The organism is Streptococcus fryi (assembly GCF_053206505.1).
Genome location: NZ_JBRUGW010000019.1, coordinates 24,025 through 38,656, shown reverse-complemented (window position 1 = coordinate 38,656; position 14,632 = coordinate 24,025). Strand labels below are relative to the sequence as shown.

At 37.1% G+C, this 14,632-nt stretch carries 6 protein-coding genes and 1 tRNA gene; all 7 read left to right on the top strand.

Annotated features, from left to right (window positions below; all coding sequences use genetic code 11):
• Positions 1-39: 39 nt before the first annotated feature.
• A tRNA-Arg gene (locus tag ACVRZH_RS06360) sits at positions 40-113 on the top strand.
• Between the two features lie 222 nt (positions 114-335).
• Entirely contained in the window at positions 336-5,699 is a 5,364-nt protein-coding gene (locus ACVRZH_RS06355; protein ID WP_447454466.1) for a ZmpA/ZmpB/ZmpC family metallo-endopeptidase, read from the top strand.
• A 366-nt stretch (positions 5,700-6,065) separates the two neighbouring features.
• Positions 6,066-11,504 carry an IdeS/Mac family cysteine endopeptidase gene (locus ACVRZH_RS06350; RefSeq protein ID WP_447454465.1) on the top strand — a complete coding sequence of 1,813 codons (5,439 nt, stop codon included), beginning with the start codon at positions 6,066-6,068 and terminating at the stop codon, positions 11,502-11,504.
• Between the two features lie 346 nt (positions 11,505-11,850).
• Positions 11,851-12,279 carry a MarR family winged helix-turn-helix transcriptional regulator gene (locus ACVRZH_RS06345; protein WP_447454464.1) on the top strand — a complete coding sequence of 143 codons (429 nt, stop codon included), beginning with the start codon at positions 11,851-11,853 and terminating at the stop codon, positions 12,277-12,279.
• 78 nt (positions 12,280-12,357) lie between these two features.
• Positions 12,358-13,248, top strand: coding sequence for a VOC family protein (locus ACVRZH_RS06340; RefSeq protein WP_447454463.1), 891 nt, complete (start codon positions 12,358-12,360; stop codon positions 13,246-13,248).
• Between the two features lie 9 nt (positions 13,249-13,257).
• Positions 13,258-13,869: a flavin reductase family protein gene (locus ACVRZH_RS06335; RefSeq protein ID WP_447454462.1), complete on the top strand. Its 612-nt coding sequence runs from the start codon at positions 13,258-13,260 to the stop codon at positions 13,867-13,869.
• Positions 13,870-13,886: 17 nt separating this feature from the next.
• The gene (locus ACVRZH_RS06330) at positions 13,887-14,480 is read left to right on the top strand and encodes an alpha/beta hydrolase (protein WP_447454461.1); all 594 of its coding nucleotides are present in this window, start codon (positions 13,887-13,889) and stop codon (positions 14,478-14,480) included.
• Positions 14,481-14,632: the final 152 nt, after the last annotated feature.

Sequence of the window (14,632 nt, the reverse complement as noted above, 5' to 3'; positions counted from 1 at the left end):
CGTACCGGTTCGATTCCGGTTCTCGGCATATTTTAATAAGCACCCTTAGCTCAACTGGATAGAGTACCTGACTACGAATCAGGCGGTTAGAGGTTCGAATCCTCTAGGGTGCATTACGGGAAGTAGCCCCAGAGGTTATTCCTCCAACGCCTGTACCAGAAGAAGTAGCCCCAGAGGTTATTCCTCCAACGCCTGTACCAGAAGAAGTTGTCCCAGAGGTTATTCCTCCAACGCCCGTACCAGAAGAAATCGTTCCAGAGGTTATTCCTCCAACACCCGTACCAGAAGAGGTTTTTGTACCCTCTAATCCTCCAATTATTGAGGATAAACCTGCTTTGACTTTACCAGAATCTAAAGTTGTAACGCGGGTTTTAAACTTTGATACGGTTTATGTTGCTGATAGTGAGAAAGATTATGATTCATCACCAGAAATGATGTCAGAAGGAAAGTCTGGTTTAGAAACAACGACTATTTCATATACCTTGTCAAATGAAGGCGAGGTTATTGAAAATTCACCTGTAGTAAACGTTGTAGAACCCCAGTCTCGGACGATAAAAATTGGAACAAAACCGACTGTAAAACTTGAAGACGTACCTTTTACAACACGTTATATTGGTGATGATAGTCTTGAAAAAGAGTCACAAAAAGAAGAGACTGCCGGTATTAATGGTGTTATCACAACTAAAACAACCTATACCCTAGATTCTAAAACGGGTCAAGTGACCATGACTACTGAGGCGCCTCAGATCACCAAGCCAATGGTTGAGCGAATTGTTAAAGTCGGTACGAAACCAACCTTAGCAGTGGAAGAAATAGCGTTTGATACAGAGTACCGTTCTGACGAAACTAAATCAGTAGGAAATGATGTTACTAGTGGTGGAAAAGTTGGCAGAAAAGAGGTTAGAACAACTTACCGTGTTGATGAGCAGACAGGGAAACTTACTCAAGATACAGTAGAATCGCGAGTATTGGAGCAACCAGTGACACGAATTATCACCAAAGGGACAAAACCAGAAGTTGTGACAACAGCAGTACCATATGAAACAGAGTATGTTGCAGACGAAGAATTAGAAGTTGGAACTGTCTCTGCAGTAGGTGGAGAAGCTGGTGAAAAAGAAGTTGTTACGACTTACGACGTAGATAAAGCTACAGGCAAAATGACTGCAATTGCAGGTGACGAGAGAGAAGTCAAAGCACCAACTAAGAAAGTTGTCACTAAAGGAACCAAACCATCAGTGAGAATAGAAGAACAAGATTTCTCAACTCGATACGTTGCAGATGAAAGCCTCACTAAGGGTGAACAGATCGAAGAAACCCCTGGGAAAAAACAAGTCACAACCTTTACCAAAACGTATAGCTTGGATAAGGTTACTGGTAATGTAGTAGCCAACTCAGAAACAAGTCGTGTTACAACGACGATGCAAGAACGAGTGGTTAAAGTGGGTACCAAATCAACAAGTCGTGTAACCACAAAACCTTTTACAATCAGATATGAATCGGATGATACAATGCCAAAAGGTGAACAGCGTATTTCCGTTAAAGGTGTTGAGGAGGTTACAACGCATACAGAGACTTATGCCTTGAATACCACAACAGGCGTAGTAACGGCTAATCCAGTAACGAGTGAAGTGACCACTCTTATGGTAGAACAAGTTGTTAAAGTAGGGACAAGACCGATCTTAACGACGTCAGAGGTGACCAAGGAAGATGGTAAACGTTATAGTCGGACAACAAAAACAACTTACACCGTTGATCCTAAAACAGGGGCTATTACTGAACATTCAGAGCATGAGGATACTTTAATCCCTGAAGACAAAGTTAAACCAGAGATTGAAGTCACTAAAGTGACGACAGATGAAGATACTTCTTCTGCAACTTTAACATATCGTAAATCAGATCCTAGTCAAACGTTTAGAAAAATTAGTGTTAAACTTTATGACGAACAAAATCAAGTTATAAAAACCATTGATAGTAACACATTAGAGGACCTCAATCTTGTGTTGACGGAATTGAAACCTTATGTTACTTATAAAGTTGAGACAACCGTTCACTATGATTTGGATAAGGGTGAAGAAACAGAAGTTCTTGAGAAAAAAGAAATTGTAGAAATTATTCCTAAACGAATCGAATTTAGAAATGTTTCAAGTAAAGCATTGTACAAGGTGTCAGAAGATGGCTCGATGTCTATTGTGACAGGACTTACAAGCATTCCAAACGATAAGCAAAACTATTTGGTTAAGCTTGTCAATGATGGTCGTGAAGTCGTTTTACCTGTGGCTTCTTTTGCGCAAAAAGGAGATAAAATTGCTGTTACAGTTGAGCATCCTAAACTTGTTACCTTTGTTGCACCGACTGAAACAACTGAAAACTATACCTTAGAGATTGAAAAAACGGTAACTGGTGATGGTATTTATACATCATTTGATGACTTGATTCGTGATATGAAAACAAATTCACGAGATGTCTATCGTCTTGGATCAGATCTCCATGCAACAGACACATCAGACCTTGCCTACGTACCTAATTTCACGAAAAAACTGACCAGTGTTGATGGTAAACAGTATGCTATTATTGGCTTGAAAAAACCACTCATTAATACTCTTGCGGGTGGTACAGTTGAGAATGTCATCTTGAAAGATGTTAATATTACGTCAGCGGGTGATTTAGGGACAGTAGCCATTCAAGCAACTCAGAATGCCAATATAGCTAAAGTAAAAGCAAATGGTGTCGTAAATTATAGAGGAAATGATAATGTCACAAATTCAGTTGGTGGTCTTATCGGGGCTGCAACTGGTGCAACATTATCCAAGAATTATGTTGAAGTTGATATTACTGTCAATGGTGGACGTTATAATAATATATCTGGTCTCGTAGGAAAGATATCTTCTCAAACAGGTTCATCAAATATCAGTCAAAATTACTATGGTGGTGATATAAAACCACAGAACACAGTTTCTCCTAATGTGAGCGGTCTTGTAAGTCAGGCATTTGGTATAAGTGTAGTTGATAATATAAGTAATTACAGTGGAGCTCTTTTAGGTGATTATGTGGCTCTTTATAATACTACTCGAGATAACAAAAAAGTTGGTCAGGATATCACCCAAGAAGCAGCAAATGCTAAATTGAAAGAGTGGGGACTTATTAAAGAGGAGGCACCATCACCAACACCAGCGCCTTCAAATCAAAGCTTTGATTACTCAGTAGCTAAAAATTACCAAGCTAATCGTATGACTGCCTATCGTAATATGGAGAAATTACTCCCAGTTTACGACAGACATACTATCGTTAAATATGGTAATCTAGTACCTGCTGGTAGCCTACTTGCGACCAAAGTGATTAGTAGTGTTACGCCGATGACAGATGGTGACTTTAACGTTAACTTGTTGGCTAAAGATCAGCCTAACAAACTCTTTATTCGCTATGACGATAACACATCTGAAATAGTCAACTTAACGCAGGTTGGACCATTCAAAAATACGGATGTTATTGAATACAGCTTTAATAATGATTTATTGTTTACATTGGCTCAATTTAATCGTTCAGAAACAACTCTTGTTGATAAATTAAAAGCACAATTAAGCCCAGTTGAGCTTGATACAGCTGCTGTTAAGAATGTTTTAAAACTTGATGCTCACAATAAAGCTATTAAGGATCAGGGGCTTCAATACGAAAATTCTATAAATGATCTTTACTTGGATCAGTCATTTGCAGAGGTGAAGGCTAATTTAGACACCATTTTATCTAAATTACTCTCAAATAATGATTTGACTTACCTTAACAATGATACGGTTCAAAAGACGATTGTTAAGAAAGTTTCTGACAATAAAGAAAAAATCATGCTTGGATTGGCTTATTTGAATAGATTGTATGGTATTCATTATGATACCTTTAACATTAAAGACTTAGTCATGCTAAATCCAAGATTCTATGGTAAAGAGATTGATAACATTGATGTGTTGATTGAGCTTGGTTCACAAGGATTTGAAAACCTTATGGTGCATAATAACCTTGAGACTTATAAAAAAGTCTTGGCGAATAAGCTAGACTCAGCAGATTTATTAAGCTTCTTAGATAAAAACAGAACTCTATTAACAACTAAATCTGCTAACGAATGGTTCCGTTCTTCAACGAAAGCCTTTACGCATGAAGTCGCTTCAACCGTTCTACCAGACGCTAATGTTGAAATTTATACAAGATTACAGCAAAAAGGGACTTATAAAACCTATATTTTACCACTGCTCAACCTAAAAGCAGATGATGTTTATGTCATAACAACTTTATCAACCATTTATTTTGGTGGTTATGGTAGAAGTGTTGATAACGCATTGAAGCAAAGTGATCCTAGCAATTACAGGAAGCAAGTATCGGCAGTTCATGATGAATTGAAGAAGGCTTCGAGTCGTTGGGGCGCTTATAATGACTTATATCTAAAACTTAGTGGCGAGACTGAAAGAACTATTCTCAAGACAAAACTGACAGAAGTTTTTGATGGCTACTTCATTAAGGATAGTGGCAAAGGTCAGCCTGATGCACCTTATTTCACCGATCCACGTCGTTGGGCAACGAAATATGATAAAGACTATAATGCAGTCTATGACTTCTTTGGGCCAATCGGTAGATGGTATAATAAATCACCAAGAAAAGATTCAGCTTATGCCGATCGAGTTAGCAAAAAGATTTACTTTGACTATGTTGATATTTTAGGTGGTCAAGGGGGAGCAACCCTCAACCATGAATTAGTTCATGCTTATGATGAAGATGTTCTATTACAAGGTCATAAATATAGAGATGGTCAATCTACAGAATCCTATGCTTATGGTTTGTTTGAATCAGTGACTAGTGCTAATACGCATTACTATGGTTTCAACTTTATGTATGATATAGCAGGTGGGGTTCATAATGACAATATTTCACGATTTAATAGCAAGGATGATTTGAAATCTTATGCGAAAGGTGTTTCGGATGTGACCTATCTCCTTGATGGACTAGAGGCTGAAGTCATTGTGACAAAATCAGCTGACCAACAAGCTCAACTCTTAAGAAAAATGGAGATGAAGACAGTTGTTGAAGAGGGAGCAACACATGCGAACGATCTTATTAAGGATATTTCTGCAGCTGACCTTCGCGCGATGAACTTGACGTCAGTTAGTGATTTTGTGGAGAGAGATTTGGTGGCTAAAACAACTAATTTGCTACCAAAAGAGTACATGAGAGATAACTTTAATAACTATTATACTGTTCCGCTCTATTACCCAATTTATGCGGCTTATCAAAACAATCAAGGTACTGTAGGTGGTCTGATGTTTAGACGTGTTATCTTTGATTTATTGTCTGAATATGGATGGGATAAAGGCTTTGTTGGTTATGCAAGTAATCAATACAAACCAAGTGGTCAAGTCATGACTGATGAAATTGCCTTTAGAGAAATCCTAGATAAAAAATATGCCGGTTCTTACAAAGCCTTTAAGAAAGATATGTTTGCTCAACGATTAGCTAAACAAGATCAAATTAAGGCGATTACGATTAGAGGTCAGCAAGTGACATCTGGTCAAGAGCTTAAAGCTTTATTACAGACAGCTTTAGAGGAAGATTTGGCAAAAGGTGTCGACAGAAGTTTTGCTCGTCAAACCTTAAAATCAGAGATTTTACGTGAGTTTAATAAGGTAACTAACAACTTTAGAACATCTATTTTCAAATAGTAATGTAGAGATGTATTACAGTAAATAAGTCGGTTTTTCTCTGCGCTCAGCGGTAGAGAGGTCAGAGAAGGCTTTTTGATGGAGATGACGAATCATTGAGTTGACGTCATACCAATTAGACACAGCTCTCTTGCACATGTTGTCATGTGTGAGAGAGTTTTTTTTGTGGCGAAGAGAAAATACGTGTAAAAGATGATTGAGTTTATGATGACAGTTCTTTTTTACATTGATATAACATTTTTTTATTCTTACCATAAAAAAATAATAGTTGATATTTATAGCGTTTAGCGTGATAATGTATATGTTAATAGAATTAGTATGTAAGGTGGGACATTGTGCCACTTTAACAGTCATAAGGAGTTAATTATGAATAAGAAGAAACAGAAATCATTTAATTGGTATGGTTTGAGTCAGCGTTTTTCGATAAGAAAATATCATGTTGGAGCGGTTTCGGTTTTATTAGGATTAGCACTTGTTAGCAACTTAATGACAAGTCAGGTTTATGCTTCAGAGACGATCGAACCAGACATCTCAGTTGAAACGACGGTAGTTGACGAGAGTAGTTTATCGCTCGCTACAGATATGATGGAATCTGTTGCTACAACACTGCCTTCTTCAGAAGAAAATAATGTGAGTACTGAATCAGAAATTACGGCTACATTGGTTGAAACAGACTCTCAAGGAGTTGAATTGCCTCAAGATTCGTCATCTGAATCTATCCCAGTTGCTGTTGAACCTGAGAAACATAAATCAATGACTGATATTCTTGAAAAAGCTAAGGAAGAATTATCAGATACGCCAAAAGCCATTGACAATTTAAAAACAATAGTAGAGATGTACCCAGATGGCTTCAAATATTCAGAAAAGATCCAGTGGGTAAAGGGTGTTACTGCACCAAAAGAGTCTGAGTTTAAAATTATCAATGAGTATGGTTTTGAGCCGTCTTATACTTACTATACCGTTGAAGACGATAAAGGAAATACTGGTAACTGGTACGATATCAATAAGAAGTTTAATCAAGCACACGATCAAAACCTATGTTATTCTGCCGTATCAGGAAACATGTTACACTGGTGGTTGAATGTTAACAAGGAATACGTGGATCGCTATTTAGCCATTTATCCAGCACAAGACAAGGGAACATATAACGGTAAAACCATTACAACACTCGATGCTTATCTGAATTCTTACAAAAATCAAGATGAAAGTAAAATCTTTGAAGATTTCACAAGCTACTTCAAGTGGAGAAGAAATGGTGGATGGACAGACTCAATTAACGATTTCTTTATCAATGGTTATAAACCAAACTTTACCATGTATGCCAATAGCGAAAGCACTTGGAATAAAGATAATCTAGATAATCGTGGTGGTTACTTTAGCGAAGTGTTCGGTGGTGAAATACTATCAACTAGAGATATGGCTAACCATAAAGAATCTTTCAATCGTTTACTAAAACAGTATTTAAATAATGAACAAGCGGTAGGTGTGGCATTTAGATTCGGCAATACTAGAGGACCTCTCCACATTATTAGCCTTTGGGGAGCTGAGTTCGATCAGGATGGCTATGTTAATGCTATCTATGTTACAGATTCAGACGATGGCAGATCAACATATGAAACCATTGATGGTGAAAAAAATGTCAAAAAAGGCTTATTTAGATACCATGTAACTTACGATGGAGGAAATGGCAGACCTAGAATATCAGCGACAACGAAGCCAACTGCCGATACAGGAGGATATGTTGATTATCTTTATGGACTAAAATCTGGTAAAGAAACATGGCAAGCATTCTTTGAGAAAGAAGAAGTTAAACAGAAAGAAGCTGCGTTAAAAGCAAAACAAAATAGCTCAACGCCACTATCATCAGAACCAAAAGAATCGGTTAATCCTGCATCAGAAGTCTTAGCTGAGGCAACAAAAGATACAGAAGAAAATCATGACAAAGAGATTGTTGGCAAACAAGACGAGAATATAGCTAAAGAGAGATCAGAAAGAACCAAACGCTCAACTGGTGTAGAGAATGTAGGAGGAGCATCTTTTAGAAATGTAACTTCTCAGCCAGGTGAGACTAGCTCTGCTTCTACATCGTCTAGCACAAACCGTGTAGAAGCAGGAACAGCAAATGCGACAGAAAACCCAACTACTTCACGGGCAGAGATTGAGTCTAATAATAAAAAAGATAAGCTAAATCGCTTAAAAAATGAATTAGAACTCAATTGGCAAAAAGTAGAAAATAATAAAAATGCATTTACCATTGATGAATTCAGTGCATCATCAGATAAAATGGAGTTTTTGGTTAAAAAGTTCACTGAAGAGATAGAGAAGGCTACTGAAGAAAATTTAGAATTAACATTTAATCAGTTATATACTCTTGCTTCAACTTTTGTAGAGACATTTGGGACTCCATTAGCAAGACCTAACTCAATTAAGGCAATCACTGAAAGCTATAATCAAAAAAAATCTGAGCTTCAAGAATCTGACTATTTATCAAAAAGATTGGACGCATTAAAATTAGAAGCAGAGGAAGCAATTAATAAGGCTGAGCATAAGGTAGATGTGGAAGATCTCAAAGATAAGTATGTTACTAGAATCAATGGATTATCACTTTCTACCGAAAATACGGAAAGACTGAATGAGAAAAAAGATAAGGCTTTAACAAAGTTAATGTCTCTATTAGAAACTAAATGGAAAGAAGTTGAAGCAAAAGACGACTTAAGAACTTTAGATGAATCTTTAAAAGTTTTAGATATTAAAAATAATTTAATAAAAGTAATTCAAAAGGAAATAGTTGAAGCTTCTTCGATGATTTCATTGGATGAAAAAATAAGAAATTGGGAATTTAATATTCCAGATATAGAAACTTTGTTTGCTATTGAGGAACCTAAAATTAAGCCAAAAGCTATAAAAGAAATAGAAGATTTATATAAGTTGCAAAGTAAAAAATTAGCAAAGGACTTTATTAGTTTACCTTTATTAGAAGAACTAAAAGATGAGGCTATATTAGCGATAAAAGAAGCTAACCATGAATCAGAGATAGAATCACAAAAAAGGATCTATAAAGATAGACTTTCAAAAATAGATTTTTCTGAACAGTATAAATCGATCAATGAGCTAGTTAATGAAGCATCAGTTCTTAGTTCAGCAATTAGTGACTCTATATCTATAACAAATGAGAGTAAGAAAGAAGCACAAAAAATAATTTTATCAGTATTAGATTCATTTACAAATACAGTAACATCGATGACTAATACAGATCATTTACTAGAATTGTTAAATAAAGCGAAATCAAATATACATCATGTAACATTAAGATTGGATTTGGAGTCTATTATTAGTAAATTTGATGCACTAACTGCAAGTCCAGAAAAATTAGATTCTAGTTTTGATATAGAAAATCCATTGATAAATAAACTGGGAAGAGACTTAAAATTAATATATAGAAGTCAAACAAGAGTTTTTGGAGATGGAAGTGATTTAACTTATCTTAATTTTTTAGAAAAAGACAGTGATAATAATAAAGCTATTATAAAATCTATAGAGAATTACACATATGAAACTATATCTGAAACTATAATTAATGATTTAAAAGATAATTTAAAAGCAGGTAAAGAAGTTCATAAAATTAATGACATTTTAAATGCTTTGTATACAGAGAATAAGTCTTATGTTTCTGAATTAATAAACAAGTATGATGGCTTTGGAATAAAAACCCCTGTAGTTCCTAAAGGAAAGTTAGACAATATAGTTAATTTGTTTAATAAACATATAAATACTTGGAAATCTTTAATCCCTAAATTGGATGAGCTAAATGAAAGGGTAAAAGAAAATAACGATTTATCTGTTGAGGAGGCTAAACAAGTTTTAGGACTAGTTAGCGCTCCTCCTAAAGAGGAGAAACCAAATCAACCAGAGCATGATATGTCTAAGGAAGATAATGCTAGTCATGTTCCAACCCCAGTTCCACCGAAGGTAGAAGTCCCATCAGCCCCAGAAGCATCGGAGAAACCACAAGGTGAAGTTGACAAAGGTAAAGACACACCAAAAGCGCCAAAAGAAGAGTCAAGACCACGCCCAGAGACTCCAAGTGACAAACCTAAGGAAAACGAAGGTAACAGTGTTATTCCAACCCCAGTTCCACCGAAGGTAGAAGTTCCATCTACCCCAGAAGTGTCAGAAAAACCACAAGGTGAAGATGACAAGGGTAAAGACACACCAAAAACGCCAAAAGAAGAGTCAAGACCACGCCCAGAGACTCCAAGTGATAAACCTAAGGAAAACGAAGGTAACAGTGTTATTCCAACTCCAGTTCCACCTAAGGTAGAAACCCCATCGACCCCAGAAGTGTCAGAAAAACCACAAGGTGAAGTTGACAAGGGTAAAGACACACCAAAAACGCCAAAAGAAGAGTCAAGACCACGCCCAGAGACTCCAAGTGATAAACCTAAGGAAAACGAAGGTAACAGTGTTATTCCAACCCCAGTTCCACCAAAGGTAGAAGTCCCATCGACCCCAGAAGCATCAGAGAAACCACAAGGTGAAGTTGACAAGGGTCATGAGGCACCAAAAACGCCAAAAGATGAAACAGTTCCAACCCCAGAGACTCCAAGTGACAAACCTAAGGAAAACGAAGGTAACAGTGTTATTCCAACCCCAGTTCCACCAAAGGTAGAAGTTCCATCGACCCCAGAAGCATCAGAGAAACCACAAGGTGAAGTTGACAAGGGTAAAGAGGCACCAAAAGCGCCAAAAGATGAAACAGTTCCAACCCCAGAGACTCCAAGTGATAAACCTAAGGAAAACGAAGGTAACAGTGTTATTCCAACCCCAGTTCCACCTAAGGTAGAAGCCCCATCGACCCCAGAAGTGTCAGAAAAACCACAAGGTGAAGCTGACAAAGGTCATGAGGCACCAAAAACGCCAAAAGAAGAGTCAAAACCACGTCCAGAGACTCCAAGTGATAAACCTAAGGAAAACGAAGGTAACAGTGTTATTCCAACCCCAGTTCCACCTAAGGTAGAAGTCCCATCAACCCCAGAAGCATCAGAGAAACCACAAGGTGAAGTTGACAAGGGTAAAGACACACCAAAAACGCCAAAAGAAGAGTCAAGACCACGCCCAGAGACTCCAAGTGACAAACCTAAGGAAAACGAAGGTAATAGTGTCATTCCAACCCCAGTTCCACCAAAGGTAGAAGTCCCATCGACCCCAGAAGCGTCAGAGAAACCACAAGGTGAAGTTGACAAGGGCAAAGACACACCAAAAACGCCAAAAGAAGAGTCAAAACCACGTCCAGAGACTCCAAGTGACAAACCTAAGGAAAACGAAGGTCATGGCACAACTCCAGCCCCGCTTCCACCTAAGTCAAAAGCTTCTCAAACTGAACCAAAAGCATCAGAAAAACCACAAGGTGATACTGAGACTAAGTCTCCAGAAACGAGAACTAAGGAACAAGATAAGCCATCAAGACCATTAGCTCAAAGTAATAATGGTGGTACTATTGTTTCACAAAGTCCATCAACAGCAAAAAATGAGAAATCGACTGTAGACACTGGTAAGACAATTGATTCATCTCAAACTAAGTCAGATGTTAAAAAGGAAACGACATCATCGGAGACTAAGAAGACACCTAATGAGTCTAGTACTGTATCTAAGAACGATAGTTCTATATCAGAACAGGTAGAAACATCAGCAGCTCAATCAGAAAGTGACGTTTCAGAGAAAAAAGGTCATTCATTTAATTACTTGATGTTACTTCCATTATTGTTAGTCCTACCTATTGTCGCTTTGAAGAAGCGATTAAAGTAGTTGACTTTGGCAAAGTTCTATAATGATATTTGGTTGGTTTAATCATTTATGAATGGATGATATAACTAAAACAATAACTGTTAGCAGATATCAAACAGTTACTGACTATCGAAAACGAGAGAGGACAAAGCGAGTTCTCTCTCGTTTTATAGTACAGTAAGCTGAAAAGTAGTCAATGTAATTAATCCTAGTTACCCTTTTTGCGAGTGTGATTCATTTGGAGCTGAAGGGCAAGTTTAGTCATGTATCTTGATAAATCGTTTAAAAGAGGGAATAAGTCATTTTAATTGAAAATAGAAAGGTGACATGTTATAATTATTTCGAAATCGAAATAAAGGAGATAATAGTGAATCGTGTAAAGGATGTCTTAAATATGTATGTCGGGTTAAAACGTTTGACTGCAGACCTAGAACAAGTGGTCCGTAAAGATATTGCTCGCTACGAGCTCTCTGTGAATGAATTTGCTGTTTTAGAATTATTATTCCATAAAGGAAGTCAACCTGTTCAGCAGATTAAAGAAAAGATTCTTGTAGCAGCTAGTAGCACGACCTATATTTTGGATAAGCTTTGTAAACAAGGTCTTGTCAAACGCCAGATTAATCAAACTGATAAGCGTATTACTTACATTCATCTGACGGAAAGTGGTAAAGACTTAATGTCAAAAGCTTTTCCAGAACATGAACATGTTCTAGAAACCTATTTTTCCAATTTATCAGATGAGGAGGTCACACTCTTTCATCAATTGATCAAAACCATTACAGATTATCCTCAGTAGATGATCTTTATCACTTTTATTTCGAAATCTAACTATTTTATTATTACAGTCATTTACCAATGTAGAAAGAGGTATCATATGCCAATCATTAAACGTATCCACCACATTAGCGCTATTGTAGGTCCTGCTCAAGAAAATTTACACTTCTATCGTGATGTTTTGGGACTTAGACTGATTAAACAAACAGTTAACTTTGAAGATCCTTATGTTTATCACCTTTACTTTGCAAATGATAATGCAGATTCTGGCACTGTGATGACATTCTTCCCTTGGGAAAATGGTCGAATTGGTCGTAAAGGTAGTGGTCAAGTGGGACGTATTGCTTTCCGTATTCCAAAAGGTCGTTTGACTGAATGGCAAGATTATCTTGAGTCAAAAGGTTTTGAAACAACTGTAACCCAATTATTTGGTAAAGATACATTAGAGTTCCAAGATATGCATTATCTTGATATTGCCTTGGTTGAAGGTGATGAAGAAGCTGAAACACGTGCTATTCTTGGTTTCCACGGAACAGTTCTTCTTTCAGCAAATCCAGATGATACAGCGGTTTTCCTTGGCGGACATCTTGGGTTAAAACCATATCTTGAGTTGGCAGACCATTACTCTTATGTGACAACTGGAGAAGAACAACACCACATTTTAGTACCAAAAGTAGCTGCTGAAAGAGGACGTTGGGGTCTAGGTACGGTACATCATATCGCATGGTCAGTACCAGATCAAGAAACACATCAAGTGTGGCGAAACCATTGGATTGATAATCAATTTGGTGTGACAGAAGTTAAAGATCGTAAATATTTTGAAGCAATTTATATGCAAGAACCTGGAAATGTTATTTTTGAATTTGCAACAGATGGTCCAGGATTTGCTGTTGATGAGCCGTTTGAATTATTAGGTCAAAGCTTACAATTACCACCACAATTTGAAGATATGCGCTCTCAAATCGTAGAGCACTTAGCACCACTCGACTAGGAGTTGCTCATGGTCAGATTAATAGCAGATAGTTTAACAGATAAAGAACGCTATAAACTATTGTCTGGGACAATTATACCTAGACCTATTGCATTGGTAACAACCCTTCATGAGAACAAAGAAGTTAATTTAGCACCGTTTAGTTTTTTTAATGTTGTGTCTAATGACCCTGCGCTGGTATCAATCAGTTTTCAGCGTAAAAATGGTCAAATGAAGGATACCGCTGCGAACGTACTTAGAAGCAAACAAGCAGTCATTCATATTGTTAATGAAGATATTTTATCAGGAGCCAATGCGGCCGCTAAGTTGTTAGAACCTGGTGTTAGTGAATTATCAGATACAGGCTTTACATTAGCTCAATCAGAAACTGTTGCAGTTCCTTATGTTAAAGAAGCTAAAATCCGTTTTGAAACAGAATTTTATGACCATATAGAAATCAAAAATGAAGCAGGTCATCCAACAGCCGATCTTATTCTGTTTAAGGTTATCTCGTTTGATTTAGATGAATCAGTTTATCAAGACACTTATGTTCAAGCTGATGCCTTAAAACCTATTGGTCGTTTAGCAGGAAATCATTATGTGACAATGGGTGAAACAGTGACGATAAAACGTCCAGTTTAACCTAGCGAGGAGAAAAAATGGAATATACTTATCACGAAGGACAAACCAAGCAACCTGTTCTTGTCCTGTTACATGGTACTGGTGGTGATGAAACCAGTATGTTACCAATTGCGAGAGCTTTGGCGCCTGAAGCAAGTTATTTAAGTTTTCGTGGTGATGTGAATGAATATGGCGCCTTACGATTCTTTAAGCGTAAAGCTGAAGGTGTTTATGACATTGATGATTTGTTTGCTCGTGGTCAAGCGCTAGCAGAACGGATTAGTCATTTGTCGCAAAAACATGGATTTGATTTAGCAGATGTAGTGTTAGTTGGTTTTTCAAATGGTGCCAATATAGCTATACACTTACTGCTAGAACATAGTAAATACCTCAAAAAAGGGATTTTAATGGCACCGCTTTATCCTCTTGATGTCGAAGATAAAGATTTATCTGAAAGCTCTGTTTTTATTTCAACAGGTGAAGCAGATCCCATTGCTAGTCCCGAGGATGGTAAGTATGTGGTCAGTCTTTTTGAAAAAGCAGGTGCTAGTGTAGAACATCATTGGGTATTTGGACATCAAATAACGTCTGACATTGTAGAAAAAGCAAGGCAATGGTTAAATAAGCTATAGAAGATGTCCTTGTGTGTACTTAATGACTTGTTGTATAAGATAGTTAAGAACAACGACGATGTTTTCAATTAGTGATGGTAACCTAAGATAGATAAATATACACCTTGTTTTGAAGGGGAGTGAAGACAGTTTAGATGATCTAACGCTCACCC

Coding starts and splice junctions, on each gene's coding strand:
- ACVRZH_RS06330 (WP_447454461.1), top strand. CDS start 13,887: ATGGAATATACTTATCACGAAGGACAAACCAAGCAACCTGTTCTTGTC.
- ACVRZH_RS06335 (WP_447454462.1), top strand. CDS start 13,258: ATGGTCAGATTAATAGCAGATAGTTTAACAGATAAAGAACGCTATAAA.
- ACVRZH_RS06340 (WP_447454463.1), top strand. CDS start 12,358: ATGCCAATCATTAAACGTATCCACCACATTAGCGCTATTGTAGGTCCT.
- ACVRZH_RS06350 (WP_447454465.1), top strand. CDS start 6,066: ATGAATAAGAAGAAACAGAAATCATTTAATTGGTATGGTTTGAGTCAG.